This window comes from Phyllobacterium sp. SYP-B3895 (genome assembly GCF_009647635.1).
Lineage (GTDB): Bacteria > Pseudomonadota > Alphaproteobacteria > Rhizobiales > Rhizobiaceae > Phyllobacterium > Phyllobacterium pellucidum.
In genome coordinates this window covers 1,091,123-1,115,788 of sequence record NZ_WJIG01000001.1, presented here as the reverse complement: position 1 = coordinate 1,115,788, position 24,666 = coordinate 1,091,123, and the positions used below count along the sequence as shown (strand labels likewise).

Below are 24,666 nucleotides of genomic sequence, written 5' to 3'. Positions count from 1 at the left end.
TCGTCAACCGGTGCAAGGGCCTGTCGGACCGGCACGCATGTCGCGCAGCCGCTCCGCAGCCGACGCCGCGAGGTCGGTGAAGATGAGATCAAGGTCCTCAGCCACCTGATAATAGGATTCGGGCAGGTCTTCGCCTTCCATCTCCGACCGGATTTCCTCCATGCTGTGCGCATGGCTTTCAAGGAACTTGTAGAGTTCCGACATCTGTTCGAGCGAAAGTGATTCGTGCGCGAGCATCCTGGGAATTTTCTTTCCCAACACGGTGGCCAATTCGTTCTTCTCCCGCAGAACGTTCAACCAGTTTGCCAACTATTTTTATTCCTCCCACGAGGAGAGCGTCGCAGAGGACCGTTTCCACATCAACTAATCCTTTAGTACTATTTATGCCTTCTAGTCCTCGCTCTTTTCTGTTAACCTACGCCCTGTAATTTCCCCCTTCGCACATGCGAATTACCGTTTCCACCGCGTGGTACACTGGTTTCAGGAGCACCTAATGATCTCGCATTTGCTGCACAATCTCGTCGAAGCCGACCCGGCCAAGGAAGGCGAGGACGGCGTTGACGCGGTAGACGCACCACGACGCAAACGCACGCCTTCGTCTTCTTCCGCATTCACCCACTTCGAATTGGGCCGGACGCTGGAGCGGGCAAATCGCCGCTTCGCCACATTCCTGCAGGCTGAGATGTCCCGCCTCGGCGTGCGCGAAATCGGTCCTGCCCATGCGATGCTGCTCCTGACGATCGGGAATGACGAACTTTCCGTCGGCCAGCTCATGGATCGCGGGCCCTATGGCGGCACCAACCTTTCCTATTACCTGAAGCAGCTCGGCGAGTGTGGCTATGTCGAGCGCATTCCATTGCCGCGCGATCGCCGCACGATCCGGGTGCGCCTGACACAAAAGGCGCAGGATCTGTGTGCCGACCTGACGGAAATCACCGAAAAATATCACCAGATGGTGGCCGGCGACCCTGAGAACATGCGGCGGATGGAGATAGCGTTCGAAACGCTCGACAGGTTGGAGCGGGCTTGGGCGACGGCTGCCATTTTCGGATCTCCTGACGAACGGTAGAACTGCCGCCCTCAGACCGCGACGATACGGTCCCGCCCGTCAAGCTTGGCCTGATATAGCCCTTTGTCGGCTCGCGCGAATGCATCCTGGGCAGTGTCGCCCGGCTTCAGTGCCGTCATACCTGCCGAGCACGTATAGGAAACCTCCGGATATGACGGAAGCGGCCTCGAGGTGCGAATCTTGCTGAACACGCGTTCCAGGATCGCCAGGCCATTTTCAATATTGGTGTCCGGCAGAATGAACATGAACTCTTCGCCGCCGATCCGGCCGAAACAATCAAGTCGCCTGACGAACGAGTGCCCATGCCGGGCAAAATCGAGCAGGACCACATCGCCCGACTGATGGCCGTAGCGGTCGTTGATCGATTTGAAATAATCGATATCGAGCACCGCGATACAGCCAATATCAATACCAGGCACCGGTGTCTTGCTCGCAAGCGCCTCAAGCCTTGTCATTATGAAGCGCCGGTTGGCGATCCCGGTGAGTTCGTCGGTTTGCGAGGCGCGCAACGCCAGATCACGATCCTGGCGAAGCCAGCGGTCGTCGGCGCGCAGCGGGGTAATGTCGCTGGCAATGCACAGCATCCAGCCGTTCGATTGCACTGTCTCGGTCATCCACAGCCATCGACCGTCGGCGAGATCTGTTTCGAACGAGCGGAAGGCGGTCTTGCCGCGGCGTGACTGGGTCGAGCGCAACCATTCTTCGAAGTCGGCCGTCTTCAAAACAGTCCCGACGCCGGCGAGGAAGTTGCGCCGCATGATATCGCCCCAGCTCAACTGCTCGTCAGGGGTAAGGTGATAGGCGGCGCGAAAACTCTTGTTTGCGTAGCGCAGCACGTCGTCTTCGTCATAAACGGCGACCAAGGCGAGGCTTTCCGTCTGCAGCGACAGAAGGTTGTGGAGAATTGCGTCTGCTCGCTTCGAAGAATCCATGCTTACCTGAATCAATCACGGCACGGGAATACAACTAACCCGAATCCCGCCCGACCGGAACAGATAGTTGCATCAGGTAGCAAGCGCCTTGATTGCCGAGAGGTCCTTGATGAACGCCTTTTTCTCGGCCGCAGCATCGGCCCGATCGCGAATTCGCAGGATATAGGACGGATGGATGGTTACAAGCACCGGCGGAAATATGGTCGTTTCAACGACCTTGCCGCGATCGCGCATGACACGCACCGAACTGCCGAGTAGTGCCGATGCCGCGGTGCCGCCGAGCGCGACCACTATTTTCGGATGGATCAGCCGCAGTTCATTTCTGAGCCACCAGGAGCAGGCTTCGATCTCGCCGCCGTTAGGCTTGGAATGCAGGCGCCGCTTGCCGCGCTGCTCGAATTTGAAATGTTTGACGGCATTGGTGACGTAGCATTGATCGCGGTCGACGGCTGCTTCCTCAAGGCATTCATCGAGAACCAGACCTGCTGGCCCGACGAAAGGCCGGCCCGCAAGATCCTCCTTGTCGCCGGGCTGTTCGCCAACAAGCACGATCTTGGCACGCGAGGGACCTTCCCCGAAGACAGTCTGGGTCGCATACTTGTAGAGATCGCAGCGCCTGCAGTGGTCGGCTTCCGCCTTTAGCTCGGATAGCGAGTGTGCGTCCGGCGTCTCACCGTCGGTGATGTACCTGTCCATGGCGCCCTAACGCGTGAAAGAATTGCGTGGTTCCACGTCATTGGGAACCAATCCTGCCATCTCCGGTTAAATCTCCAGCGCAACAGGCAGGAGTACTGCAATGGCCAGGACAGCCAAGAAGAAATGGTCGCAAGATGTCACGGAGCATAGCGATGCGCTGGATCTTGAAGCGAATGTTTTCGAACAGAAGGACCCGCGAAAGATTGCGCATTCGCTAAAGCTATCAGCGGAACAATCGGACCGCAGGAAATCGAGCCCCTACCGTTCTGCCATGTCGATGCTGACCTTTTACATCAACCGCGCCGGCAAGAACCTCCCCGAGGCGCAAAAGCACATCCTGGAGCAAGCCAAGGGCGAGCTTCGCAAGGAATTCGGGCGAGACTGAGAGGATTCAATCATGGAAAAGGCGAAGATTGCGCGTATCTGGCGTGGCCGCACGCTGCCGCACATTGCCGATGAGTACGAGGCCTATAACTTCGAGGAAGGGATCAGACCGCTTATCGAAAAGGCGCTGTGGGTGCAGACACTGCGCGAGGATCGCGAGCAAGAAACCGAATTCATGACGATTTCCTATTGGGAAAGCATTGAAGCGATGTCTCGGTTTACCGGCAGCGATCCAAACAGCATTCACCACCTTCCACGCGACAAGGATTACCTGATCGAGCTTCCCGATGCGGTTCAGGTTCTCGAAATCCGCACCAGCAATGGCCGATCTTAATAACCGCCTATGATCGGCAGTATCTCGCCGGTGATGTAGCTTGAACAGTGCGGCGAGGCGAGAAAGACATAGGCGGGGGCAATTTCCTCGGGTTGGGCCGGCCGCATCATCGGCGTGTCGCTTCCGAATTTCGAAACGTCGGCCGCTTCCTTGTCGGCAGGATTGAGCGGCGTCCAGACCGGGCCCGGCGCCACCGCATTCACCCTGATGCCCTTGGACAGCAAATTCCCAGAAAGCGCCCGCGTAAAGGCGTGAATACCGCCCTTGGTCATCGAATAATCGAGGAGGTTCTTGCTGCCTCTGATCCCGGTCACCGAGCCGGTATTCACGATTGCCGATCCCGGCTTCATCTTGCGGGCCGCAGCTTGCGCGAGGAAGAAATAGCCATAGAGGTTGGTGCGGATCGTCTCGTCGAAGTGCTCCTCCGTGAGTTCGTCGAACGCGTCGGTGTGGAGTTGAAACGCTGCATTGTTGACCAGAACGTCGAGCGCACCGAATGCCTTCACGGTTTGCTCGACCGCATCCTCGCAGAATTTCCGGTCTCGAACGTCGCCGGCCATCACCAGGCATTTCCCGCCTTCCTTCTCGACCAGCGCCTTGGTCTTTTCGGCGTCGGTGGGCTCATCAACATGGATGATGGCGACATCTGCGCCCTCGCGCGCAAACAACACCGCAACGGCCCGCCCTATACCTGAATCGCCGCCGCTGATCAGGGCTGCCTTTCCTTCGAGCTTGCGTGAACCGAGATAATAGGGCGCGTCGTACATCGGCTCGGGTTTGAGCATGGACTCCGTTCCCGGTTTTGACAGATGCTGTTTTGGAAACGGCGGGGCTGGATAGGCGCGCGCTCCTGTCTGCGGTATCTTTTTTTCTTGCCCCGAACCGGATTTTTCGGCCTTCGTATCGGCCCGCTTCTGGATCGTCCGCTGCCGTTCCGCCGTTTGCTTGCCCTTATTGGATCGAGCAGTCTGGGCCATTGCTTTTACCTCCGCGCCTTCGGGTGAAGTTGTGAGTAAATGCCACGAATTGGTGATCGGTTCCCTCACCGAACCGAAACGCTTGTTCCGCGTTACTGTGCTAGGTTCGCTCGCGCGGCAGCGCTCGTCTGGCAGGGAAAGAACATGAAGCAATCACGGCAGCTACTCTCTGGAATTTTTATGGCGGCGATGGTCGCGAGCGCTGGAGCGCTTGCCCAGACGAGCGGAAATTACGCCGTGGGCTATGGGCCCGATCCCGCATTGCCGGAACCCGATACCGCACTCGTTCCGACGATTAATGTTGCAAAGACCGATCCCTGGCCGCAAGGGACGGCGCCCCAGGCCGCTTCGGGGTTGAAGGTCGGCGCTTTTGCCAGCGGCCTCGACCATCCACGCTGGCTTCACGTTCTTCCCAATGGCGATGTGCTCGTTGCCGAGACCAACACGCCTCCGGCCCATGATGAAGGGTTCAGCATCAAGAAGTGGATCATGGGCTTTTTCATGAAGCGGGCCGGAGCGGGCGTTGAAACACCGAACCGGATCATCCTCTTGCGCGATACCAACCACGACGGTGTGGCTGATACCAGGGAGACTTTCCTCGAAGGCTTGAATTCGCCCTTCGGCATGACGCTTTCAGGCGGCAAGCTCTACATTGCCAACACCGATGCGATCGTCGCTTTTCCTTACAAGGACGGTGAAACCACGATCAAGGCCGAACAAGAAAAGATCGTCGATCTGCCAGGCGGGCCGATCAACCATCATTGGACCAAGGATATTATTGCGAGCCCCGACGGCAAGAAGCTCTATGCCACTGTCGGCTCGAACAGCAATGTCGGCGAGAACGGCATACCGGCAGAGCAAAATCGGGCGGCGGTGTTCGAAATCGATCTCGCCAGCAGGCAGAGCCGGCTCTTTGCGTCCGGACTGCGCAATCCCAACGGCCTTTCGTGGAATCCGGATGACGGCAGGCTGTGGGTCGTCGTCAATGAACGCGACGAGCTCGGCAATGATCTCGTGCCGGACTACATGACCTCGGTCAAGGATGGCGCGTTCTACGGCTGGCCCTACAGTTATTTCGGCCAGCATGTCGATACCCGCGTAAAGCCGCAAAATCCTGATCTTGTGAGCAAGGCGATCAAGCCGGATTATGCGCTTGGCGCCCATACGGCATCTCTGGGCCTGACTTTCTACACCGCCTCATTGCTCGGACCCGAGTACAGGAACGGTGCCTTCATTGGCCAGCACGGCTCGTGGAACCGCAAGCCGCGCAGCGGCTACAAGGTGATCTTCGTGCCGTTCAAGGACGGAAAGCCTCAGGGACCGCCGAAGGACGTGCTGACCGGCTTCATCAATGCAGAGGATAAGGCGATGGGCAGGCCCGTGGGCGTTGCGGTCGACAAGGCCGGAGCACTGCTTGTGGCAGATGATGTCGGCAATACGATCTGGCGAATTACTCCAGCCGCGAAATAGCCGCACAAAATTTTTGCAGGGCTGTCGGAGGCTTGCCCTGGCGAACGTCCTTGGCGGGAACACCAACCTGCGAGGCGATAACCACATGCAAACAATTGTTGAAACCGCTCCCGTATCGAACACGGCCGTTTGGGCCGGCCGCGTCATGAGCGGTCTGATCATCCTCTTCATGCTCTTCGACAGTGGCATCAAGCTCATTCCGCTCGATGTCGTCATCCAGACCTGTGCTGAACTCGGGCTTCCGACAAGTGTTGGCTTTGACCGCGGCCTCGGCATCCTCGGCCTGATTTGCACGATTCTTTACGCCGTTCCGCAAACCTCCGTTCTCGGCGCGATCCTGCTCACCGGCTATATGGGCGGCGCAATCGCGACGCAGGTTCGGGTCGGTAACCCCCTCTTCAGCCACCTGCTCTTCGGGGTCTATCTCGGCCTCATTCTTTGGGGCGGGCTTTACCTGCGTGATCCGCGCCTGCGTAAAATCCTGCCGTTTTCGCGCTGAAGCGCGCGGCGACCCCGATAAGACGTGCATCGGGGTTGCGCCGAATCGCCGTGTCTGATTCTTTGCACATGTTCCGGAGCATGATTTTTTGATTCGCCGCCCTGCCGGAATTCAAAGCCGCAATTGAATGTGCGGCGGGCAGATCAGCACACGAAGGAACCAGGATGTCCATCAACCTCAGAAAGCCGGAAATTTCCGAGATGAAACCCAACATCACCGTGTTCGGTGTCGGTGGAGGTGGTGGTAACGCGGTCAACAACATGATCCGCGAGAAGCTCGAGGGAACGGACTTCATCGTCGCCAATACCGACGCGCAAGCCCTGACAATGTCCAAGGCCGAGCGCCTGATCCAGCTCGGTGCGCATGTCACGCAAGGACTGGGCGCCGGCTCCGCCCCGGAGATCGGCCGCGCCGCCGCCGAGGAATGCATCGACGAAATCATGGACTACCTTTCCGGCACCCATATGTGCTTCGTGACCGCCGGCATGGGCGGCGGTACGGGAACCGGTGCAGCGCCGGTTATCGCCAGGGCGGCTCGTGCTGCCGGCATCCTGACGGTTGCTGTGGTCACCAAGCCCTTCACCTTCGAGGGCACAAGGCGCATGCGGATGGCCGAAGAGGGGATGAAGGAGCTTCGCGCCAGCGCCGACACGGTCATCGTTATTCCCAACCAGAACCTTTTCCGCGTGGCGAACGCCTCGACCACGTTTGCTGACGCTTTCGCCATGGCCGACCGCGTGCTTTATTCGGGCGTCGCCTGCATCACTGACCTGATGGTGCGCGAAGGCCTCATCAATCTTGATTTCGCCGACGTGCGTTCCGTGATGCGCGATATGGGCCGCGCCATGATGGGCACGGGCGAAGCAACGGGCGAGGAACGGGCCAAGACCGCCGCGGAGGCTGCCATCGCCAATCCGCTGCTCGACGTCGCCTCGATGAAGGGTGCGAAGGGCGTCCTCGTCTCGATCTCGGGCGGACGCGACATGACCCTCTTCGAAGTCGATGTCGCCGCCTCGCGCATCCGCGAGGAAGTCGACGACGAAGCCAACATCATTCTCGGCGCAACGTTTGACGACGCGCTCGAAGGCGTGTTCCGCGTATCGGTCGTCGCGACCGGCATCGACCAGGACGACGCGGCGGCGGTCGAAACCGCAGCGGCGGCGATGCATGAGGCAAGTCCATCGGTCATGCCGTTCCTGCGTCGCCAAGGCTGACGGAACCAACCCGATCCCAAATCATGAGCCGCTCATAAGGAGCCGCTCATGTCGTATGCGAATGCGACATGACAATGCCGAAATACGGGCGCTAAATTCGCCTGTACGTGCGTAACATGAATGCGTTGATGCCAAGAACAGGGTTGTCATGGACCACCGCACCATCATTGCCTCGCTGACCCAGGAGCAGCGCGATCGCCTGACCGCCAAGTCTGATGCAGCAGGCCTCGTGCAGCTTGGCGTGCATTGGGGCGCGATTGGCCTGCTGGGGTTGTTGATTGCCGCTCGCGTTCCCTTCTGGCCTTTGCTCATGCTGCCCCAAGGGATCCTGATCGTTTTCCTGTTCACGCTCCTGCACGAGGCCGTGCATCGAACGCCGTTCAAGACGCAGCGGCTGAACGATGTCGTGGCACGCATATGCGGCTTCATGATCGTGCTTCCGGCCGACTGGTTCCGCTATTTTCACTTCGCCCATCACCGCTTTACCCAAGATCCCGATAACGACCCCGAGCTTGCAACGCCAAAGCCCGAAACGTTGCGGGAATACATCGTCCACCTTTCTGGACTCCCTGTCTGGTTGAGCCATGTAAAGACTCTTTTGCGAAACGCCTCGGGCCGCTGCGATGATCCCTACGTCCCGCCCAAGGGACAAGACAAGGTGAGACGCGAGGCACAGATCATGATCCTTGCCTATGTCGGCCTCGCAGGCTTCTCGTTTTGGTTCCAATCATCGGTGCTGCTCTTCGCCTGGATTATCCCGGCAATCATAGGGCAACCATTCCTGCGGCTTTATCTCCTCGCCGAACATGGGCGCTGCGCCTTCGTCGCCAATATGCTCGAGAACAGCCGGACCACGACGACGACATGGTTCGTGCGCAAGCTCGCCTGGAACATGCCCTACCACGCCGAGCATCATTCCTATCCGGGAGTTCCCTTCCACCGGCTGCCTGAGTTCCATGCGCTCATCGAAGAACATCTGAAGGAGACAGAGACCGGGTATACGCGGTTCCATACGAAATACATCGAAGGACTTCGTTAGAGATCCGAACCCGTCCCGTCGGAGCAAGCGCCAATTCTTCCGGAGGATCCGGAATTGGCGATCCCATGTTACGCCCGGCTGGATTCCGCGCTACTATGGTGCGGCCATCATCCGTTGCGCCAGGAAAGGAATGAAGATGAACACGGCCAATCTTCAACTGGAAGGACTTTGCCTAGCCATCGCAGCGGTCAACCGGGCCCTCGTTGCCAAGGGGCTTTTGACCGCAGTCGAAATCGACACAGCCCTACGCAGGGCCGAAGCCGTCGCCGTTGGCGACGACAGGGCAGTCGAGCACCTATCCCCAGCCAATCGCGACGCCGTGTGTTTCCCCATCCGCCTTTTGCAGCTGGCAAACAATTCTGGTGCCGATACGCCATGGTCGTTCTCACATCTCGCAAGAATGGTCGGCGAGACCAAGCGGCCCTATAACGACCAGCTTTGAACGGCCAATAGCGTAGTTGCGTCGATACCCTCAGGATCAACGACGCAACTGACCGCTTGCTTTCAGTGCAATAGTTTTACTGCGCCGGTGTCAGCGTTACGGTCGTCACCCCTCCGGCAAAGTTGATGCCTTCCTGTCCTTCAACAGATATCGGTTGCAGGGAAAAGGCCCGGCCGGTTCCGCCGGCGAGAATATTGGCGCCAGCACCGGGACCGACGGAGGCGTTCGCGCCGACGCCGCTATATGTGCCCGCGAGCGCTCCGGCGGGAAGACCGCTGGTGGCTGCGACGACACCCCAAATGAGGTGCCCTGCCGCGACTTCACCAAGCGCCACGCCAAATTCGTCAATGGACCCGGTGTAATTGTCGGCACTGCCGCCCTTTTCCTGTTTGAACGTACAGGTCAGCTTCTGTTTTTCGACGACGAACATCCCTATGCCCTTGGATACGTCGCAGGACAGTGTTCCGATCTGGGTAGACTCCGCGTTTGCGCCGAATGGAATAAGCGCAACGATACAGCCAAAGCATGCCTTTTTGAGGAAAGTCATCATTGTATCTCCTTCGCCACTATTGAAAGTCCCCTGGGCGACCGCCAAAAGATCTTCGCAACAGCCATTGGTGGGAAGTACGTAACTGTTACAGCAGTGGATATTCTGGCACCCGTGCTAGTTTGTCCTGCATTGCGATAGTTCTTCCAGCTGCAGGCCCTCTGGTTACGCGAGACATGGGTGACACGATGAATGACCTTTCCACGCCTGAGCCGGTTCTCGAGATTGCTGTCGGCACAGTTATTCTGATTATTGTCATCTTTGTCCACGGCGCCGGAATTCGGGCAATCAACTTGCGCTTCAACCGGGCCTGGGTTCATGTGAACAGCGGCACGTCGCACTGGCGTATCAACCTTTTGCTCGCCGCGACGATTGCCTCGCTCTCGGCGCTGCATTTTGCCGAGACGCTCATTTGGGCCGCTCCGATTTATGCGAGAGGGTTTATTCCCTCCATGCGTGACAGCTACTATTTCGTCCTTGAGAGCTATACGACACTCGGCCAAGGCAATATCACCCTGCCGGAACGCTGGCGCCTTCTCGGCCCGATCATTGCCATTTCCGGCTTGTTCACATTCGGTTGGACGAGCAGCGTTCTCGTCAGCATCATGACTGAATTCGGCAAGCTCGACCGGGCACGGATGAAGGGACCGAAGGAACGGGCTTCCGACCAGACAGACCCTGATGCCTGACCTGACAGTCAGAGGTGGTGATCGTGTTCGCTCAGCGAGATACGCACATCCTGAAGGAAACGAACGAGGCAACCGACCAGCAAGCATAGCGATATGACGAAGAGCGCGCCGGCGCCCGGCTCGTGGCGATAGCCGAGGAATGCCACCACGAACCCGACCAACAAGAGGATGGCAATGCCGATTGCGCCGATGACGGCCAATTGCAGGGCCTGATTCAACAGGACTTCGCGCCGCTTCAGCCGCGCTATGTCCGCCTTGAGCCACTTGCGGCTCGTATCGTCGTCAGCGATCTGATTGAGACTTCTGATGCGGTCGGTTACGCCCGTCATACGGTTGATCAGTATGGATACCAGCGCCGCGATGGCAGCCAGCAGGAATACTGGAGCAACGGCATGAGAGATCATGGCTGAAAGTTGGTCGACGTCTACGGGCATTTCTCGGGCTGCCTTTGTTGCAGAACGGATCTTGTCGCGTCGAAGATGCCACTGATCGACACGTTCGGCAAACTGCTTCGCGGGTTGGGTTGACCCTACGAAGGGTGCGCCCTTGTGGCGTCCGGATATCAAGACTACGCTGCAGGGACGATTGCTGAGCCGATGGGGGGCGGGCGGGCAATGTCGACAAACGGTCGTGACGAACCACGATGGATACCTGCGCTGGCCATTCTGGCCGTGCTTGGTCTTCTCGCAGTTCTTCCCCATCATGTGCACGTGATGCCGGTTTGGGTTTCCTACGTCGTCGTCCTCGTGGTTCTTGTCCCGATGGCTGCCGTCACGCTGACGGGCAGCGCGTTTTGGGTGAAAGCGGAACGCATTGCAATCATGCTGCTTGCAGCGGTCTACGCGGCCAACACGGCGGCGGAACTTGCCGATATGATTGGGATCATCACAATTCATCCACCGGAGACGCGTGCAGTCTCGCTGCTCTCTTCGTCCCTCGCGATCTGGGTAACGAATGTTTTGACCTTTTCCCTGCTGTACTGGCAAATCGATCGCGGCGGGCCAGGCGCGCGGGTCAGCAGTGCAAGCACCAAGCCCGACTGGTTGTTTCCGCAGGCGACGGCGCCTGACCTCGCACCGACCGACTGGCGGCCATTGTTCCTCGATTACCTGTTTCTTGGATTCAATACGGCAACTGCCTTCAGCCCCACCGATGTCCTGCCGCTCACGCGCCGCGCAAAGTCGCTGATGATGGTGGAGAGCACAATTTCACTGTTGACGCTCGTCATCGTCGCCGCCCGGGCGATCAATGTTCTGCCCTAGATCGGCAATGTCCGGTCATACGGCCCTTGATTGGAAATGAGACTCAAGATTGACTTGGCCAACAATTATAAATCTCCAATGGGTGGGGCCATGCTGATCAAAGAGGGCGACCATCGCACATCTCGAATTGACCTCACGCTCGCAGCTATATTGTCGTTTGTGGCTGGCGCGGTGAACAGCGCGGGCTATTTTGCCTTCGGCTATTTCTCCGCGAACATGACCGGCAACGTTTCGCTGATCTCCGACCATATATCGCTCGGGCAAGTTGTCATCGCGACGGCCTTCGCCTCCATCGTTGTGCTCTTCATCCTTGGAGCGTTTGCCGCTTCCCTGTTCATCCAGCTCGGCAAACACAACAACTGGCAGAAGGTTTATGCGCTTACACTTTTGGCAGAAGCTTGCCTGCTCCTCATTGTCGGCGCCCTCGATATTCACGGGTCCGGTCCCACAAGGGGAACACTGATCGTTGGAATGCTCAGCTTCACCATGGGCATTCAGAATGCTGCTTCAACCCGCATTTCCACGGGGCGGGTGCGAACAACGCATGTTTCGGGCGTAGCAACGGATATTGGCGTGGGGCTTGCGACGCTGTGGCGATCCCACAGCCCCGATGCCCGCAATGCGACCATTCAACGGCTGAAACTGCATTCGGCAACGATCGCCTCGTTCCTGCTCGGTGGAATTGTCGGCGTAGCTTCATACAGGGCCGTGGAAGGCGCCGTTTTCTGGGCGGCGTCGGTTCCCCTCTTTCTGCTAAGTGCAAAATATCTCAAGCGCTGAGCGCGGTACCCGACGCCTTGACGAAGTCAACGAACGCGCGAAGCGCAGCGGGCATCTGCCTCCGGCTCGGGTAGTAAAGATAAAGGCCGCCATAGTAGGGACACCAGTCCTCGAGCACGCGGACGAGCCTCTCCGCTTCGATATGCGCGATCGCCTGGCTCTCGAAGGCATAGGCGACGCCGACGCCGAGAAGCGCAGCCTCGATCATTATGTCCTGATCATCGACGATGAGCGGTCCATTGACCTCGACGCTTAACTCGACCCCGCCACGCTCGAATTCCCACGCATAAAGGCGGCCGCTGCCGAAGCGCAATCCAACGCAGGGAAGGCTATGCAAATGTTCCGGCGTCGTCGGCTTGGCATGGCGATCGAAAAACGCTGGGGACGCCACGATGGCCGTGCGCTGGCGCGGACCGATCGGCACCGCAATCATGTCCTGCGCAATCACCTCGCCGAAACGAATCCCGGCATCGAACCCCTCCGACACCATGTCTATCAGATCGTTGGCGACGGCGATTTCGACGCTGATCTTCGGGTGAGCCTCCAGGAAACGGGCGACAACGGGGAGAAGCACCATCTTTGCCGAAACATGCGCCGTATTGAAGCGCAGCCGTCCGATCGGTGCGCCGCGCAGCTCATTGAGGTCATCCAGTGCATCGTCGATATCGCGAAACGCCGGCGCCACCCGTGCAAGCAGACGCTCTCCGGCTTCGGTCAAGGCGACGCTGCGTGTCGTGCGGTTGAAGAGCCGGAGGTCCAACCTCGCCTCCAGCGCTTTCAGGGCGTGGCTTAATGCGGATGTCGTGCAGCCGATCTCGTCAGCGGCGCGACGGAAACTGCGATGCCGCGCCAGGACCAGAAATGGCGCAAGGTCCGAGGATGAAACTCTTCGCATTGTTGAATTTTACTCATCAACGCAAAGAGAATCCAGTGGATTATCTCAACAGCCACTTCACGCTAGAAATCTCCCACAGCTTAGAACAACAGGAGGTTCAAATGCATACATGGTTCGTTACCGGGGCATCGCGTGGTTTTGGTGCTCTTATCGTGGAAAAGGCCCTTTCCAAGGGTGACCAAGTCGTTGCTTCGGCACGCAATCCCAAGGCGATTACCGACCGCTTCGGCGAGCGATCCAACCTTCTCGCCGTTGCCCTCGACGTTACCGACGAGACGCAGGCGCATCAGGCGGTTAAGGAGGCAATCGCCCGCTTCGGGCGCATCGATGTGCTCGTCAACAATGCGGGCTACGGCCTGCTTGGCGCGGTGGAAGAGGCAAGCAGCGCAGAGGTTGAGGCGCTTTATCGCACCAACGTCTTCGGCCTGTTGGCTGTGACCCGTGCGGTGCTTCCGCATATGCGCCGCCAGAGATCAGGACGCATCCTCAACTTCTCTTCGGTCGGGGGCTATCGCAGCGGCGCGGGCTTCGGCGTCTATTGTTCGACGAAATTCGCCGTGGAAGGCCTGACCGAGGCTCTTGCCGAAGAACTGAGCCCGCTCGGCATCCACGTTACGGCGATCGAGCCGGGATATTTCCGTACCGACTTTCTCGATTCTACCTCGTTGAGTGTCAGCCCGATCGAGATTGACGACTACGCCCTGACCGCTGGAGCTGTCCGCAACAAGGCCAGGGACATCAGTCACAACCAGCCCGGCAACCCCGACAAGCTCGCTGAGGTGGTGGTTGCATTCGTCGATGCAGAAAATCCGCCGGTTCGCCTGCCGCTCGGCAGCGACACCTTGGCCGCGATCTCGGCCAAGCACACATCCGATGCGGATATCATCGCAAACTGGCGCGAAGTATCAGTCTCGACCGATTTCGACTTGCCGGCCTAAAGCTAAACGCCACATCGGAGCGGTTCGGATTGCAAGCCGGGCAGCATCGAAACGGCCCCGAGCAGCAAGCAGTAACAATCCGCAGGAGGCCGTCGATAACCTCCTGCGGATTATCGTGTTCGTGCGTTATTCCATGCCCAGCGCGTTCATATAGAGTTCGAGGATAGCCTCTTCTTCCTTGCGCTCATTGGCATCCTTCTTGCGGAGCCGCACGATCGTGCGGATGATCTTGGTGTCGTAGCCGCGGCCCTTGGCCTCGGCCATCACTTCCTTAATGTCGTCCTGAAGGGTCGTCTTTTCTTCTTCGAGCCGTTCGATGCGCTCGATGAACTGCCGCAGTTCCGCTGCTGCTACGCCTCCGACACCACCCTGCGCTGTCAGATCATCCATGCTCATACTCCGCTCCTAAATCCTGTGCGACTCGGTTGGCCGCGCGAAGGGTTCCGATGCCCGACCAGCCCGTCACGAGTCAAGTTAAGAGTAGGCTTGGATACATTTGAATTGGAGGAAGGCCCGCCGGGGCTTGGCTCAATGCGAGGGTTTGTTCGTCTCGAAGGCAGCCTTTTGTGCCTCGCTCGCTTCACGCTGGTTCCTGGCTTGCCACTGCGCATAGGGCTCGCCATAAATGATCTCGCGCGATTCTTCTTTCGACATCGAAACACCGTCGCCCTCGGCGGCCTCCCTGTACCAATTTGACAGGCAGTTGCGGCAGAAGCCGGCAAGGTTCATCAAGTCGATATTCTGCACGTCACTGCGTTCGCGCAGGTGCTCGACCAACTTGCGGAAGGCGGCGGCTTCGAAAGCCATTTGTTGCTCGTTCGTAAGCTTGGTCATGATCCGATCTCCGCTCGATTCAGTTCGATATCTCATCAGGCGATCCGGCAATGGGCCCGGTTCGCGAACCGAAATGCCTGACCATATGCATATCGGGGTCGGCATTGATGGCGTCAAGGATCGGCGCAAGCCGGTTCGCCCATTGCTCGACCCCTGCTTCCTCGGCGATAAGATCCTGCCGCACTTCGATCAATGCATGAGCGAGGCCGGTCACGATGCAATGCTGGAACATCGTGTCGTTGCGGAGCGCTCCGTCATAGGGCTCATTGTCGCCTACGACGAGTTGCGGATCGGCTCGCAGACCTTCGATCAGCGGGCGGACCGCGCGCCAGTCCTTGTCCCAGAGAATTCCGGCATGCCAGGGACGCGGCGTCGACTTCCAGAAGGCCGTGAACGAATGGATGGAAATAACGAGCGGCGCCTTGCCACTCGCCTTGGTCACCGCTTCGATCGCTTGTGAAACTGCCGTGTGATAAGGCCGGTAATAGCCTTCAATCCGCCTAGCGCGCTCCTCCGGCGGCATGGGATTGTTGCCCGGAATGACCGCGCCATCGGACAAGCGCATGATCAGCGTGGGGTCGTCCTCGCCGCGATTGGGATCGATCAAAAGCCGCGAGAAGCCGCCAAGGACAGCGGGGACGCCGAGCATCGCCGCGAGCCGCTGCGTCAACTGCTCGACACCGATATCATAGGCGATGTGACGCTCGAACTCTGATGGCGGCAGACCGAGCGAACCATACGCCTGAGGCAAATCGCGCCGCGCGTGATCGGCAAGCAGGAGAAGGCCCCTGGCCCTATCGCCATCAACCAGATGAAGAGGTGAAAACGGCATTCGCGGTGCTCGCTGCTTGGGATGACAACTTCCTGTTTTCCACGGGCTGGACCGCTTTGCAACGAATATGCGCACTTTCGAAAGATCCGCGCGTATTAACAGGCTGATTCAATCTGATGGGCTGATCGACCTGATATGCCGATCGACCCAGAGAACGTGTGGCCGTCCATGCCGCGCCGCCAGTTTGACCGTCCCCGCCAGCGTTAAGCTCTTTCAACCGAAATCGCGCTTGTTTCGCCGCCTTTGCCCTGCTCTTTCATGGCAATGATCATTCTTTTGTCGCACTCGTCGCTGAACTTGCCATTCAAACGATTAGCGCGTTGACAATGCCCATGAAACTGCCGAAAAGAGGTTCGAAGACGGACGGAGGCAATATTGCGTGAGGGCATTGAATTCCACCCCGATCAGCATCGGCGGACGCGCCTGGGCAGCTTTCTAGCGGCTTTTTTATTCATATTTCTTGCAGCCAGTTTTGCGGCTCCGGAGAAGGCGCACGCTGATTTTCGCGTGTGCAACACCACACAAAATCTTGTCGGCGTCGCGCTCGGCTATCGCGCCAAGACAGGCTGGATCACCGAAGGCTGGTGGCATGTCAACGCCTCATCCTGCACGACCCTCGTCGTCGGACCGCTGACATCGCGCTACTATTATCTCTACGCGGAAGACGCCCAGAGCGGCGGCCGCTGGGACGGCAAGATCAACATGTGTGTCGCGGAAAACCAGTTTAAGATCACCGGCATCAATGACTGTTTTGCCCGCGGATTTCAGCGCGCGGGATTTCAGGAGTATGATACCGGCGAGCAGACGAGCTGGATGGTCCAGCTTACCGAAGAGAATCCTCCCTCCTCTCCAATCGTAACGGATACCCCTCCTCAATGAGACGTCGCCGCAAGGTCAAGATTCTAGCCACCCTCGGACCCGCTTCTTCCGAAGAAGCCATGATCCGCAAATTGTTCGAAGCGGGTGCTGACGTATTCCGCATCAATATGAGCCATGCCAGCCACGATCTGATGCGCGAGCTCGTGCGCCGCATCCGCCGCGTCGAGAAGGACCTCGGCCGCCCGATCGGCATCCTCGCCGACCTCCAGGGCCCGAAGCTGCGTGTCGGCAAGTTCGCCGACGGCAAGGTCGATCTTACGCCGGGCCAGACCTTCACGCTCGATAGCAATGATACGCCCGGCGACAACACCCGCGTGTTCCTGCCGCATCCCGAAATTCTTGAGGCCGTCGAGCCCGGCCATCGCCTGCTCATCGACGATGGCAAGCTGGCGCTCGTCGCCGAGGCATCGGACGGCAAGTCGATCCGCTGCCGCGTCGTTTCGGGCACCAAGATTTCCGACAAGAAAGGCGTCAGCCTGCCCGACACGACGCTCGGCGTCGGTGCGCTGACCGAGAAGGACCGGCGCGATCTCGATGCGGTCCTGCAGGAAGAAATCGACTGGGTCGCCCTCTCCTTTATCCAGCGGCCCGAGGATCTTGCAGAAGTGCGCAAGATCTCCCGTGGCCGCGTTGCTCTCCTTTCCAAGATCGAAAAGCCGCAGGCCGTGGCGCGGCTCGATGAAATCATCGAGCTTTCCGACGCGCTGATGGTCGCCCGCGGCGATCTCGGTGTCGAGATGCCCCTCGAATCGGTTCCGGGCATCCAGAAGCAGATCATTCGTGCCTGCCGGCGTGCGGGCAAGCCTGTCGTCGTCGCGACCCAGATGCTGGAATCGATGATCACAGCCCCGGTCCCGACCCGCGCTGAAGTGTCCGACGTCGCTACCGCCGTTTTCGAAGGCGCGGACGCGGTTATGCTTTCGGCCGAATCTGCCGCCGGCGATTATCCGATCGAAGCTGTCTCGACGATGGCCCGCGTCGCCGAAGAGGTAGAGCGCGACCCGAACTATCCGGGCATCATCCATGCCCAGCGCCCGGAACCCAATGCAACCGGCGCCGATGCGATCTCGCTCGCCGCCCGCCAGATCGCCGAGACGCTGAACCTTTCCGCCATCGTCACCTACACGGCGTCAGGCACGACCGGACTGCGCGCAGCGCGTGAGCGCCCGCTGCTACCGATCATCGCGCTTTCGCCCGTGGTGGAGACGGCCCGCAAGCTGTCGCTGGTCTGGGGCCTGCACTGCGTCGTGACGGAGGATGCGTCCGATCTCGACGACATGGTCGATCGCGCCTGCCATATCGCCTATCAGGAAGAGTTCGGCAATCCGGGCGACCGGGTGATCATTTCGGCAGGTGTGCCACTGCGCACGCCCGGTTCGACCAATATGCTGCGCATCGCCTATATCGGTTCGGACGGCCTGACCGGCATCTAAACCGGGCATATTGAACTTGAATTGATGTGGTTCGGCCTGCGGGTTCGAACCACATTGCATTTGGCATGCCGGCGATCTGCCAGTCGCAATCGCTTGAAGTTCAGGTGCGCTGGCCGGTGAGTTCGTCGGCAAGTTCCCCGGCCTGTTTCTGCGCTTCGCGCATCATCGGATAGACGGTGAGGACACGTTCGAAAGCCTGCAGGGCGGCTTCCTTGCGCCCCGTATCCTTGAGGATAGCGGCCATGCCTGCCATGGCACCGAAATGCCGCGGCTCAAGCGCCAGTGTCTTCTGTATGTCGGCCATCGACCGGCCGTAGTCATTCATAAGGAAATGCAGCGTCGCGCGCCGGTTCCAGCCCTCGGCAAAATCGGGCTTCATCGTCACGACCTGGTCGAGAAAATCGAGGGCGACCGAGTATTTCTTGTGTTCCATCGCCTTGGCGGCCCAGCCCATCATGAGGTCGACGGTGGCGCTGCCTGAGTTTTGCCATTGACTCTGGATCAGCGAGGCAATGCGCGCAGCCTTCACCTCGTTGCTCTCGCGCTTCAAGGAAGCAAAGAGCTCGTCGAGCCGTAAGGCGCGCTTTTGCGCCTGGGTCATATCGGGAAGGGCGGCCTGTTGTCCGATGGGCGCTTCATCCTCAGCGAAAGCCAAGGCCGGCAATATCGCCAGTGAGGTTACAACTGAAAACGCAAAGACGCTCCGCATGAGACGGATCGTAATCCGTATCAGCGAAACGTCAAATGCAAATAAGCGTGAGTCGCGGACGATCAGCCCTGACGCGCTTTGAAACGCGGAGCAGTCTTGTTGATGATGTAGATGCGGCCCTTGCGACGGACCAGCTGATTGTCACGATGACGGGCCTTGAGAGCCTTGAGCGAGTTCTTGATCTTCATTTCAGCACCGGTATCTTTACGCCCGAAACCGGGCACCAATAAAAAGCGCGCCTGAGCAGCGCGCCGGAAACACGTGGCGGGGAAATAGCCAATGATTACCCCGAATGTCAACTCCCCGCTGGCGATTCATCGCATGATTCCGCGCTCAATCGCTTATTTGTCCAGCTAAAGTCTTTTGCTGATACGCGTGACATGGCCCATCTTGCGGCCGGGGCGCGATTCCGCCTTGCCGTAAAGGTGCACCACTGCGCCGGGCTCCTTGAGGAGTTCCGGCACTTTGTCGATATCGTCGCCGATCAGATTTTCCATCACGCAGTCGGAATGCCGCCTTGTGTCGCCGAGCGGCAAGCCGGCGATGGCGCGGATATGCTGTTCAAACTGCGAAACGGCGCAGGCAGCCTCCGTCCAATGGCCGGAATTGTGCACGCGCGGCGCAAACTCATTGGCGAGCAGCGTGCCGTTGGCCAGAACGAAGAACTCGACGCCGACGACGCCGACGTAGTCAAGGCCCTCGAGCAGCTTGCGCGCGTCATCGGCGGCGAGCCCGGCCATGGTCGATGAAACCGATACGGGGACAGTCGACGTCGCGAGAATACCGTCCTTGTGAACATTCTCCGCAATGTCGTAGACCTTGATATTGCCTTCCTGATCGCGCGCGGCGATTACCGAGATTTCGCGCGTGAAATCGACCATCGCCTCAAGGATGGCAGGCACCGCACCGATAGCCGCGTAGCCGGCCTTCGCACTCTCGCCCTTGGCTCCGGTGAACTTGACCTGACCCTTGCCGTCATAGCCGAAGCGCCGTGTCTTCAATATGCCCTTGCCATCGAACGCCAGCAGGGCGGCTTCGAGATCGCCTTCGCTTTCGACGATGCGCCATTGCGCCGTCGGAATGCCGACCTTGGCAAGGAAGCGCTTTTCCGCCACGCGGTCCTGCGAAACCTTGAGCGCCTCAGGCGGGGGAAACACACTTTTTGTCTCGTTCAGCGTTTCCGCTGCATCGACCGGCACATTCTCGAATTCGTAGGTAATGACATCGCTGACCTCGGCGAGTTGTTCGAGCGCATTCGGCTCGTCATAGGCCGCGAGGATGTGCTGGTTGGCGACCTGACCTGCGGGACAATCGCCCTGGGGTTCCAGGATCACCGTCCGGTAGCCGAGCCGCGCCGCCGCCATCGCCAGCATGCGCCCAAGCTGCCCGCCGCCGATAATGCCTATTGTCGAACCTGGAGATATCATGCTTATGCCTCGTCAGAAGGCCGCAGAGCAACCTTGTCGCTTTGCGCCTGCCGGAATTCATCCAACCGTACCGCAAGTGCTGTATCGTTCAACGCCAGGACCGCCGCGGCCAGCAATGCTGCATTGACGGCGCCAGCCCGCCCGATCGCCAATGTCCCGACCGGGATACCTGCAGGCATCTGCACGATTGACAGCAGCGAGTCCTGCCCCGACAGAGCCTTCGATTCGACCGGAACGCCGAACACGGGCAAAGCAGTCATCGAGGCTGCCATCCCGGGAAGATGTGCAGCGCCGCCGGCGCCCGCAATAATGACCTTGAAACCATCCTCGCGCGCGCCTTTGGCAAAGGCGACGAGACGGTCCGGTGTCCTGTGTGCCGAGACGATCCGGTCGTCATGGGAAATGCCGAGCGCATCGAGCGTTTCGGCGGCGTGACGCATGGTGGCCCAGTCGGACTGGCTTCCCATGATGATTGCGACGTCAGCGCGTTTATCTGGCATTGAGCATCCTCTGAAATACGAGGCGGTGTGGGAGTAGGTCGGATTAAAGGAAAAGGTTGTCGCCCGCAAGTTAACTCGCGGACAGGTGCCTGCCGTTCTTGCAATCAGGCAATTATATCGGGGGTAATCTTGTCTTCGAGCTCGATGAGCTTGTCTTTGATGATGAGCTTCTTCTTCTTCATGCGCTGGATGCGAAGCTGGTCGCAGCCCACCTGGATCATTGCTTGTATGGCGGCATCGAAGTCCATGTGTTCTTGTTTCAATCTTGCGACTGCCAATCGAATGTCAGCCTGATCCTGATCGGACATGCAGTGATTCCCGATATTTCGCTGTAATAGAAGCTAGTGACTGGTTGCAGGCAATTCTGTCCTCGCCAGCACGTCGCCATATCACATTTTACACCACAAGAAAATCCTACGAAACAAATTCGACAATTGCTTAAAGTGGTGGCAGACTGTCACGGCTCTGTCACATACTTGCCGCGCGGCAAGTGGAGCACGTACGAGTTGGGCAACAAACCAAGGGAGAAGCCGGATGGCCATTGAGTCTCATCTTGAAACGCTTGAACGTAAGCATGGAGCGCTTGAAAAGCAGATTGCTGATGCGTTGTTAAGTCCCGCCTCCGACGACCTCATGATAAGCGATTTGAAGCGTCGCAAGCTTATGCTGAAAGAACAGATCGAAAGGCTGAAACTAGCCGTCACCCACCACTAGGAAGGTCTCACGAAATTCCATCCGGCAGCTACCCAGCGCCGCGATGGCAGCGATAAAAAAGCCCGGTTCCCGCTTCACGCAGGGACCGGGTTTTTCTTTGCCCGCCATGAAAATCGTCTCACCCGCTCCAGAACTGGTCGAGCCATAAATTCAGATGAAAGAAACCGCTGTCATCGACGGCGTAGATGCGGCGCGTGCCCTCCGATTTCACCTTGACCAGGCGCGCATCGAGCAGCGCTTTCAGGTGCTGGGAAACCGCTGGCCGTGAGATCGGCAGCCCGAGCGCGAGTTCATTCACGGTTTTTGGCCCGCGGCGAAGTTCCTCAAGGAGGTAACGGCGGTTGGGATCTGAAATGGCTGTAAAGGCATCCGTCTCGACCATGTAGAATAGTCGGTTTAAACCAAGCGCATTGTCAACGGATTTTGTCGTCGAGCGAACCTTCAGAGGCCCGCAAACGCCTATTCCGCCGGGTTTTCGGCGCGCGGGTCGAGCCGCACGCTTTCCGGCGTCACACGCTCGGCGCCGGCAGTTTTGAAATTGTCCCTGAGCTCTATCGGCACGGGCGCGCGCATGCGCGAGCGGATAATCGCATGGGTCATGATCAGAACATGCGCGAGCGCTGTGACGCCGAAGAGCGCCGATGGCGAAATGCTCTCCATGGCAAGGGCGCCGAGGATGGGACCGAGCATCGTGCCAAAGCCGTAGAGCAGCAGCAGGCCGCTCGTGACTTTGACGAAATTTGCCGAGTCGGCAAAGTCGTTGGCATGAGCGACAGCGACGGGATAGAGCGCATAGGCGAGCCCGCCATAGATCGCCGTCATGATCAGGATAACGTAGGCATTGTGCGGCGATATGAGGAAGATCAGAAGGCCGATCACAGCAGCTGCGCCGCCAACGATCGCAAGGACGTAGCGCCGGTCGGTGCGGTCGGACATGCGGCCGACGGGGATCTGCATCAGGGCGCCGCCCATAACCGACGCGCTCATCATCAAGGCGATCTCGGTTGTCGAAATGCCCGTCGAGGCGCCATAGACCGCCCCGAGCGTACCGAAAGCTCCGTTGGCCACGCCAATGAGGATGCAGCCCAGAAAAGCCACGGGCGAATTGCGGTAGAGGGCCCTGAGGTCCAGCTGGACTTCCGTCAGAGGTTTCGGACTGCTGGCGGTCGAAATGGCGGTTGGTATCAGTGCAAGGCAGAAGAGGATGCCGGTCAGCATGAAGAACGTCCCCGAGCGCACGTCGCCAAAGCCGATCATCATCTGGCCCACCGTGATGGATGCGAAGTTGACCACCATGTAGAGGCCGAAAATCTGGCCGCGATTGGTGTTCGTCGCCCGCTCGTTCAGCCAGCTCTCGATGACCATGTAGGAGCCTGCCATGGCAAAGCCGGTCAGGGCGCGCAGGGCGATCCACGCTATCGGTTCGACGAGAATCCCGGTGAACAGCGCAACAATTGCCGCAATCGCGGCAAAGGCGCTGAAGGCCCGCACATGGCCCACCCGCCGCACCAGACGCGGTGCAAGCAGGCAGGAGGTGATGAATCCCCCTGCCCAGGCCGTCCCGAGGAGGCCGAGCGAGGTCGTCGAGAAACCTTCAGCACCGCCGCGCAGTGGCAGGAGCAAACCGTGCAGGCCGGACGCCATGACAAGAAACGATGTACCGCAAAGAAGCGCGAAGACCTGGATGAACGAACGAAACACGGCAAGACCTTGCATGAGAATGAGGGAGGAACCGACTCGCTAACTGCGCCGGCACCGGGTTCGTTTCATGGAGCAATAGGGTAACTTCATGGCATCCCTGTTTCGTTACCCCGGAGACTATCAAAACTTAGCGGAAGAGCGCTTCGGCTGCGACCTTGCTGCTGCCCTTGCGGGAACGTTCTTCTTCGAGGCGTGTGATTTCAGTCCGCAGCAGGGCTATCCGCTCGTCAAGTTCGGAAACCGACAGCAGCGACAGATCCTGCCCTATGTCATGAACGACCTTGCGTCTTGGCTCTTCGTCGAAAACTGACATCATTTCCTCCAAGATAAGCTCTAATATACGAAGATACAGCCCAACCACTTGGAATTGCAAATCATTCTGGCGAATCGATCGAAGGGAACAGCTCCATGGCCGAAAAAATACCGACAACCATGACGGCAATCGAGATCACCCAGACAGGGGGGCCGTTGGTGCTTAAGGCCGGAAAACGCGGCGTCCCCGAGCCAGGTCCCGGCGAGCTGTTGATCGAGGTCAAGGCCGCAGGCGTGAACCGTCCGGACGTGTTGCAAAGGCAGGGCCACTACCCGCCTCCGGCCGGCGCTTCCGATATTCCGGGACTTGAGATTGCCGGGGATATTGTCGCTGTGGGCGCAAACGTTACCCGCTTTCGAATAGGGGAACGGGTGACCGCGCTCGTTGCCGGCGGCGGTTACGCCGAGTTTTGCAGCGTGCACGAAACCAACGCGCTGCCGATCCCGGCCGGCTACGGCTATATCGAGGCGGCCGCCATTCCGGAGACGTACTTCACGGTCTGGCACAACGTGTTCCAACGCGGCGCGCTAAAGGACGGAGAAACCTTCCTCGTGCATGGCGGTTCCTCCGGCATCGGCACGACAGCCATTCAGCTCGCACACGCGTTCGGCGCCTCGGTCATGACCACTGTCGGCTCGCAGGAGAAGCGCGAGGCCTGCCTCAAGCTCGGCGCCAGCCACGCCATCAATTATCGCGAGGAAGATTTCGTCAAGGCGGTCAAGGATGCGACCGAGGGCAAGGGTGCAAATCTCATCCTTGATATGGTCGGCGGCGATTACATCGAGTGCAACTACGAAGCCGCCGCGCTTGACGGGCGCATTGTGCAGATCGCGTTTCTGCATGGGGCCAAGGCGACGAGCGACATTTCCAAACTGATGGTGAAGCGCCTCACGCATACAGGATCAACCCTGCGCAACAGGCCCGTGGAGTTCAAGGCGGGTATCGCAAGGGCGCTCGAGACCAAGGTCTGGCCGCTGCTGGTCGAGCGCCGCGTCGCGCCGGTGATCGACATGGTCTATCCGCTGCACGAGGCCTGGCGGGCGCATGAGCGCATGGAAGACGGCCATCACATCGGCAAGATCGTGCTCGACGTCGGCTAAACGACTGAACTCGTAAGGTTTACATAGAAGCGCGATAGGGCCGCAGGTGTAAGACTG

At 59.0% G+C, this 24,666-nt stretch carries 33 protein-coding genes and 1 pseudogene; 16 read left to right on the top strand and 18 right to left on the bottom strand.

The window, feature by feature from the left end:
- Window positions 1-3: 3 nt before the first annotated feature.
- Window positions 4-309 carry a hypothetical protein gene (locus GF108_RS05395; RefSeq protein WP_153667123.1) on the bottom strand — a complete coding sequence of 102 codons (306 nt, stop codon included), beginning with the start codon at window positions 307-309 and terminating at the stop codon, window positions 4-6.
- A 184-nt stretch (window positions 310-493) separates the two neighbouring features.
- On the opposite strand from GF108_RS05395, the gene GF108_RS05390 reads away from it, so the two are divergent.
- The gene (locus tag GF108_RS05390; protein WP_153667122.1) at window positions 494-1,069 is read left to right on the top strand and encodes a MarR family winged helix-turn-helix transcriptional regulator; all 576 of its coding nucleotides are present in this window, start codon (window positions 494-496) and stop codon (window positions 1,067-1,069) included.
- Window positions 1,070-1,080: 11 nt separating this feature from the next.
- On the opposite strand, the gene GF108_RS05385 is transcribed toward GF108_RS05390, so the two are convergent.
- Both GF108_RS05385 and GF108_RS05380 read right to left on the bottom strand, forming a co-directional pair.
- The gene (locus tag GF108_RS05385) at window positions 1,081-2,001 is read right to left on the bottom strand and encodes a sensor domain-containing diguanylate cyclase (protein ID WP_153667121.1); all 921 of its coding nucleotides are present in this window, start codon (window positions 1,999-2,001) and stop codon (window positions 1,081-1,083) included.
- Window positions 2,002-2,073: 72 nt separating this feature from the next.
- A complete protein-coding gene (locus GF108_RS05380; RefSeq protein WP_153667120.1) occupies window positions 2,074-2,697 on the bottom strand; it encodes a UdgX family uracil-DNA binding protein in 624 nt (207 codons plus the stop codon).
- A 100-nt stretch (window positions 2,698-2,797) separates the two neighbouring features.
- On the opposite strand from GF108_RS05380, the gene GF108_RS05375 reads away from it, so the two are divergent.
- Together GF108_RS05375 and GF108_RS05370 are read left to right on the top strand one after the other, a co-directional pair.
- A complete protein-coding gene (locus GF108_RS05375) occupies window positions 2,798-3,082 on the top strand; it encodes a DUF3175 domain-containing protein (protein WP_153667119.1) in 285 nt (94 codons plus the stop codon).
- A 12-nt stretch (window positions 3,083-3,094) separates the two neighbouring features.
- On the top strand, window positions 3,095-3,415 hold the full coding sequence (locus tag GF108_RS05370) for an antibiotic biosynthesis monooxygenase (RefSeq protein WP_153667118.1): 321 nt from the start codon (window positions 3,095-3,097) through the stop codon (window positions 3,413-3,415).
- Here GF108_RS05370 and GF108_RS05365 read toward each other — a convergent pair.
- Window positions 3,412-4,392, bottom strand: a complete 981-nt coding sequence (locus GF108_RS05365) for an SDR family oxidoreductase (RefSeq protein ID WP_153667117.1) — start codon at window positions 4,390-4,392, stop codon at window positions 3,412-3,414. The genes GF108_RS05370 and GF108_RS05365 overlap by 4 nt on opposite strands.
- A gap of 144 nt (window positions 4,393-4,536) precedes the next feature.
- On the opposite strand from GF108_RS05365, the gene GF108_RS05360 reads away from it, so the two are divergent.
- From GF108_RS05360 to GF108_RS05340, 5 genes and pseudogenes are all read left to right on the top strand, one after another.
- A complete protein-coding gene (locus GF108_RS05360; RefSeq protein WP_153667116.1) occupies window positions 4,537-5,862 on the top strand; it encodes a sorbosone dehydrogenase family protein in 1,326 nt (441 codons plus the stop codon).
- Window positions 5,863-5,947: 85 nt separating this feature from the next.
- The gene (locus GF108_RS05355; RefSeq protein WP_153667115.1) at window positions 5,948-6,361 is read left to right on the top strand and encodes a DoxX family protein; all 414 of its coding nucleotides are present in this window, start codon (window positions 5,948-5,950) and stop codon (window positions 6,359-6,361) included.
- 164 nt (window positions 6,362-6,525) lie between these two features.
- A pseudogene (ftsZ, locus tag GF108_RS05350) lies at window positions 6,526-7,554 on the top strand (cell division protein FtsZ); the annotation flags it as partial.
- Window positions 7,555-7,723: 169 nt separating this feature from the next.
- Window positions 7,724-8,614 (top strand): fatty acid desaturase family protein, encoded by an 891-nt coding sequence (locus GF108_RS05345; RefSeq protein ID WP_153667114.1) that lies wholly within the window; start codon window positions 7,724-7,726, stop codon window positions 8,612-8,614.
- Window positions 8,615-8,750: 136 nt separating this feature from the next.
- The gene (locus tag GF108_RS05340; protein WP_027231201.1) at window positions 8,751-9,056 is read left to right on the top strand and encodes a hypothetical protein; all 306 of its coding nucleotides are present in this window, start codon (window positions 8,751-8,753) and stop codon (window positions 9,054-9,056) included.
- Between the two features lie 76 nt (window positions 9,057-9,132).
- Here the strand turns inward: GF108_RS05340 and GF108_RS05335 are convergent, their stop codons facing one another.
- Window positions 9,133-9,603, bottom strand: a complete 471-nt coding sequence (locus tag GF108_RS05335; RefSeq protein WP_246663838.1) for a DUF992 domain-containing protein — start codon at window positions 9,601-9,603, stop codon at window positions 9,133-9,135.
- 188 nt (window positions 9,604-9,791) lie between these two features.
- Here GF108_RS05335 and GF108_RS05330 point away from each other — a divergent pair, with 188 nt between their 5' ends.
- Entirely contained in the window at window positions 9,792-10,292 is a 501-nt protein-coding gene (locus tag GF108_RS05330) for an ion channel (RefSeq protein ID WP_153667349.1), read from the top strand.
- 8 nt (window positions 10,293-10,300) lie between these two features.
- Here GF108_RS05330 and GF108_RS05325 read toward each other — a convergent pair whose 3' ends face one another.
- Entirely contained in the window at window positions 10,301-10,726 is a 426-nt protein-coding gene (locus GF108_RS05325) for a DUF2721 domain-containing protein (protein ID WP_091947960.1), read from the bottom strand.
- Window positions 10,727-10,906: 180 nt separating this feature from the next.
- Between GF108_RS05325 and GF108_RS05320 the strand changes: the two genes are divergently transcribed.
- Window positions 10,907-11,554 carry a hypothetical protein gene (locus tag GF108_RS05320; RefSeq protein ID WP_153667112.1) on the top strand — a complete coding sequence of 216 codons (648 nt, stop codon included), beginning with the start codon at window positions 10,907-10,909 and terminating at the stop codon, window positions 11,552-11,554.
- A gap of 90 nt (window positions 11,555-11,644) precedes the next feature.
- Window positions 11,645-12,334, top strand: coding sequence for a YoaK family protein (locus GF108_RS05315; protein ID WP_172982572.1), 690 nt, complete (start codon window positions 11,645-11,647; stop codon window positions 12,332-12,334).
- Here the strand turns inward: GF108_RS05315 and GF108_RS05310 are convergent.
- Window positions 12,324-13,229, bottom strand: a complete 906-nt coding sequence (locus tag GF108_RS05310) for a LysR family transcriptional regulator (RefSeq protein WP_153667110.1) — start codon at window positions 13,227-13,229, stop codon at window positions 12,324-12,326. The genes GF108_RS05315 and GF108_RS05310 overlap by 11 nt on opposite strands.
- Window positions 13,230-13,330: 101 nt before the next feature.
- On the opposite strand from GF108_RS05310, the gene GF108_RS05305 reads away from it, so the two are divergent.
- Window positions 13,331-14,167, top strand: coding sequence for an oxidoreductase (locus GF108_RS05305; protein ID WP_153667109.1), 837 nt, complete (start codon window positions 13,331-13,333; stop codon window positions 14,165-14,167).
- Window positions 14,168-14,293: 126 nt separating this feature from the next.
- Here GF108_RS05305 and GF108_RS05300 read toward each other — a convergent pair whose 3' ends face one another.
- The 3 genes from GF108_RS05300 to GF108_RS05290 all read right to left on the bottom strand — a co-directional run bounded on the left by GF108_RS05300 (window position 14,294) and on the right by GF108_RS05290 (window position 15,833).
- Complete coding sequence (locus GF108_RS05300) at window positions 14,294-14,557, bottom strand: DUF2312 domain-containing protein (RefSeq protein WP_153667108.1); 264 nt, start codon at window positions 14,555-14,557, stop codon at window positions 14,294-14,296.
- Between the two features lie 138 nt (window positions 14,558-14,695).
- The gene (locus GF108_RS05295; protein WP_153667107.1) at window positions 14,696-15,001 is read right to left on the bottom strand and encodes a DUF1244 domain-containing protein; all 306 of its coding nucleotides are present in this window, start codon (window positions 14,999-15,001) and stop codon (window positions 14,696-14,698) included.
- 19 nt (window positions 15,002-15,020) lie between these two features.
- Window positions 15,021-15,833 carry an N-formylglutamate amidohydrolase gene (locus GF108_RS05290; protein ID WP_153667106.1) on the bottom strand — a complete coding sequence of 271 codons (813 nt, stop codon included), beginning with the start codon at window positions 15,831-15,833 and terminating at the stop codon, window positions 15,021-15,023.
- 453 nt (window positions 15,834-16,286) lie between these two features.
- On the opposite strand from GF108_RS05290, the gene GF108_RS05285 reads away from it, so the two are divergent.
- Both GF108_RS05285 and pyk read left to right on the top strand, forming a co-directional pair.
- Window positions 16,287-16,712, top strand: coding sequence for a DUF1036 domain-containing protein (locus GF108_RS05285; protein WP_027231192.1), 426 nt, complete (start codon window positions 16,287-16,289; stop codon window positions 16,710-16,712).
- Window positions 16,709-18,145: a pyruvate kinase gene (pyk, locus tag GF108_RS05280; RefSeq protein ID WP_027231191.1), complete on the top strand. Its 1,437-nt coding sequence runs from the start codon at window positions 16,709-16,711 to the stop codon at window positions 18,143-18,145. The genes GF108_RS05285 and pyk overlap by 4 nt, the downstream gene beginning before the upstream one ends.
- Before the next feature lie 100 nt (window positions 18,146-18,245).
- Here the strand turns inward: pyk and GF108_RS05275 are convergent, their stop codons facing one another.
- The 5 genes from GF108_RS05275 to GF108_RS05255 all read right to left on the bottom strand — a co-directional run bounded on the left by GF108_RS05275 (window position 18,246) and on the right by GF108_RS05255 (window position 21,089).
- Entirely contained in the window at window positions 18,246-18,854 is a 609-nt protein-coding gene (locus tag GF108_RS05275; RefSeq protein ID WP_153667105.1) for a hypothetical protein, read from the bottom strand.
- Between the two features lie 62 nt (window positions 18,855-18,916).
- Window positions 18,917-19,042 (bottom strand): type B 50S ribosomal protein L36, encoded by a 126-nt coding sequence (gene ykgO / locus GF108_RS05270; protein ID WP_027231189.1) that lies wholly within the window; start codon window positions 19,040-19,042, stop codon window positions 18,917-18,919.
- Window positions 19,043-19,207: 165 nt separating this feature from the next.
- The gene (locus GF108_RS05265; protein WP_153667104.1) at window positions 19,208-20,281 is read right to left on the bottom strand and encodes a 5-(carboxyamino)imidazole ribonucleotide synthase; all 1,074 of its coding nucleotides are present in this window, start codon (window positions 20,279-20,281) and stop codon (window positions 19,208-19,210) included.
- Between the two features lie 2 nt (window positions 20,282-20,283).
- Window positions 20,284-20,781, bottom strand: a complete 498-nt coding sequence (gene purE / locus GF108_RS05260; RefSeq protein WP_091921046.1) for a 5-(carboxyamino)imidazole ribonucleotide mutase — start codon at window positions 20,779-20,781, stop codon at window positions 20,284-20,286.
- Window positions 20,782-20,885: 104 nt separating this feature from the next.
- Window positions 20,886-21,089, bottom strand: a complete 204-nt coding sequence (locus tag GF108_RS05255; RefSeq protein WP_027231186.1) for a YdcH family protein — start codon at window positions 21,087-21,089, stop codon at window positions 20,886-20,888.
- Between the two features lie 226 nt (window positions 21,090-21,315).
- On the opposite strand from GF108_RS05255, the gene GF108_RS05250 reads away from it, so the two are divergent.
- Entirely contained in the window at window positions 21,316-21,495 is a 180-nt protein-coding gene (locus GF108_RS05250) for a YdcH family protein (RefSeq protein WP_027231185.1), read from the top strand.
- Between the two features lie 118 nt (window positions 21,496-21,613).
- Here GF108_RS05250 and GF108_RS05245 read toward each other — a convergent pair whose 3' ends face one another.
- From GF108_RS05245 to GF108_RS05235, 3 genes are all read right to left on the bottom strand, one after another.
- Window positions 21,614-21,877: a helix-turn-helix transcriptional regulator gene (locus GF108_RS05245; RefSeq protein ID WP_027231184.1), complete on the bottom strand. Its 264-nt coding sequence runs from the start codon at window positions 21,875-21,877 to the stop codon at window positions 21,614-21,616.
- A gap of 77 nt (window positions 21,878-21,954) precedes the next feature.
- The gene (locus GF108_RS05240) at window positions 21,955-23,211 is read right to left on the bottom strand and encodes an MFS transporter (protein ID WP_153667103.1); all 1,257 of its coding nucleotides are present in this window, start codon (window positions 23,209-23,211) and stop codon (window positions 21,955-21,957) included.
- A 112-nt stretch (window positions 23,212-23,323) separates the two neighbouring features.
- Complete coding sequence (locus tag GF108_RS05235; protein ID WP_153667102.1) at window positions 23,324-23,509, bottom strand: DUF1192 domain-containing protein; 186 nt, start codon at window positions 23,507-23,509, stop codon at window positions 23,324-23,326.
- A gap of 95 nt (window positions 23,510-23,604) precedes the next feature.
- Between GF108_RS05235 and GF108_RS05230 the strand changes: the two genes are divergently transcribed.
- Window positions 23,605-24,609, top strand: coding sequence for an NAD(P)H-quinone oxidoreductase (locus GF108_RS05230; protein WP_153667101.1), 1,005 nt, complete (start codon window positions 23,605-23,607; stop codon window positions 24,607-24,609).
- Window positions 24,610-24,666: the final 57 nt, after the last annotated feature.

What these genes read in the sequence shown, in the direction of transcription:
- GF108_RS05235 (WP_153667102.1), bottom strand. Translation starts at nt 23,509, where the DNA reads ATGTCAGTTTTCGACGAAGAGCCAAGACGCAAGGTCGTTCATGACATA.
- GF108_RS05380 (WP_153667120.1), bottom strand. Translation starts at nt 2,697, where the DNA reads ATGGACAGGTACATCACCGACGGTGAGACGCCGGACGCACACTCGCTA.
- GF108_RS05275 (WP_153667105.1), bottom strand. Translation starts at nt 18,854, where the DNA reads ATGCGGAGCGTCTTTGCGTTTTCAGTTGTAACCTCACTGGCGATATTG.
- GF108_RS05325 (WP_091947960.1), bottom strand. Translation starts at nt 10,726, where the DNA reads ATGCCCGTAGACGTCGACCAACTTTCAGCCATGATCTCTCATGCCGTT.
- GF108_RS05335 (WP_246663838.1), bottom strand. Translation starts at nt 9,603, where the DNA reads ATGACTTTCCTCAAAAAGGCATGCTTTGGCTGTATCGTTGCGCTTATT.
- GF108_RS05390 (WP_153667122.1), top strand. Translation starts at nt 494, where the DNA reads ATGATCTCGCATTTGCTGCACAATCTCGTCGAAGCCGACCCGGCCAAG.
- GF108_RS05295 (WP_153667107.1), bottom strand. Translation starts at nt 15,001, where the DNA reads ATGACCAAGCTTACGAACGAGCAACAAATGGCTTTCGAAGCCGCCGCC.
- GF108_RS05245 (WP_027231184.1), bottom strand. Translation starts at nt 21,877, where the DNA reads ATGGTCGAGACGGATGCCTTTACAGCCATTTCAGATCCCAACCGCCGT.
- GF108_RS05360 (WP_153667116.1), top strand. Translation starts at nt 4,537, where the DNA reads ATGAAGCAATCACGGCAGCTACTCTCTGGAATTTTTATGGCGGCGATG.
- GF108_RS05310 (WP_153667110.1), bottom strand. Translation starts at nt 13,229, where the DNA reads ATGCGAAGAGTTTCATCCTCGGACCTTGCGCCATTTCTGGTCCTGGCG.
- pyk (WP_027231191.1), top strand. Translation starts at nt 16,709, where the DNA reads ATGAGACGTCGCCGCAAGGTCAAGATTCTAGCCACCCTCGGACCCGCT.
- GF108_RS05305 (WP_153667109.1), top strand. Translation starts at nt 13,331, where the DNA reads ATGCATACATGGTTCGTTACCGGGGCATCGCGTGGTTTTGGTGCTCTT.
- GF108_RS05345 (WP_153667114.1), top strand. Translation starts at nt 7,724, where the DNA reads ATGGACCACCGCACCATCATTGCCTCGCTGACCCAGGAGCAGCGCGAT.
- purE (WP_091921046.1), bottom strand. Translation starts at nt 20,781, where the DNA reads ATGCCAGATAAACGCGCTGACGTCGCAATCATCATGGGAAGCCAGTCC.
- ykgO (WP_027231189.1), bottom strand. Translation starts at nt 19,042, where the DNA reads ATGAAGATCAAGAACTCGCTCAAGGCTCTCAAGGCCCGTCATCGTGAC.
- GF108_RS05385 (WP_153667121.1), bottom strand. Translation starts at nt 2,001, where the DNA reads ATGGATTCTTCGAAGCGAGCAGACGCAATTCTCCACAACCTTCTGTCG.
- GF108_RS05330 (WP_153667349.1), top strand. Translation starts at nt 9,792, where the DNA reads ATGAATGACCTTTCCACGCCTGAGCCGGTTCTCGAGATTGCTGTCGGC.
- GF108_RS05365 (WP_153667117.1), bottom strand. Translation starts at nt 4,392, where the DNA reads ATGGCCCAGACTGCTCGATCCAATAAGGGCAAGCAAACGGCGGAACGG.
- GF108_RS05340 (WP_027231201.1), top strand. Translation starts at nt 8,751, where the DNA reads ATGAACACGGCCAATCTTCAACTGGAAGGACTTTGCCTAGCCATCGCA.
- GF108_RS05250 (WP_027231185.1), top strand. Translation starts at nt 21,316, where the DNA reads ATGGCCATTGAGTCTCATCTTGAAACGCTTGAACGTAAGCATGGAGCG.
- GF108_RS05290 (WP_153667106.1), bottom strand. Translation starts at nt 15,833, where the DNA reads ATGCCGTTTTCACCTCTTCATCTGGTTGATGGCGATAGGGCCAGGGGC.
- GF108_RS05300 (WP_153667108.1), bottom strand. Translation starts at nt 14,557, where the DNA reads ATGGATGATCTGACAGCGCAGGGTGGTGTCGGAGGCGTAGCAGCAGCG.
- GF108_RS05320 (WP_153667112.1), top strand. Translation starts at nt 10,907, where the DNA reads ATGTCGACAAACGGTCGTGACGAACCACGATGGATACCTGCGCTGGCC.
- GF108_RS05265 (WP_153667104.1), bottom strand. Translation starts at nt 20,281, where the DNA reads ATGATATCTCCAGGTTCGACAATAGGCATTATCGGCGGCGGGCAGCTT.
- GF108_RS05230 (WP_153667101.1), top strand. Translation starts at nt 23,605, where the DNA reads ATGGCCGAAAAAATACCGACAACCATGACGGCAATCGAGATCACCCAG.
- GF108_RS05240 (WP_153667103.1), bottom strand. Translation starts at nt 23,211, where the DNA reads ATGCAAGGTCTTGCCGTGTTTCGTTCGTTCATCCAGGTCTTCGCGCTT.
- GF108_RS05355 (WP_153667115.1), top strand. Translation starts at nt 5,948, where the DNA reads ATGCAAACAATTGTTGAAACCGCTCCCGTATCGAACACGGCCGTTTGG.
- GF108_RS05370 (WP_153667118.1), top strand. Translation starts at nt 3,095, where the DNA reads ATGGAAAAGGCGAAGATTGCGCGTATCTGGCGTGGCCGCACGCTGCCG.
- GF108_RS05255 (WP_027231186.1), bottom strand. Translation starts at nt 21,089, where the DNA reads ATGTCCGATCAGGATCAGGCTGACATTCGATTGGCAGTCGCAAGATTG.
- GF108_RS05375 (WP_153667119.1), top strand. Translation starts at nt 2,798, where the DNA reads ATGGCCAGGACAGCCAAGAAGAAATGGTCGCAAGATGTCACGGAGCAT.
- GF108_RS05315 (WP_172982572.1), top strand. Translation starts at nt 11,645, where the DNA reads ATGCTGATCAAAGAGGGCGACCATCGCACATCTCGAATTGACCTCACG.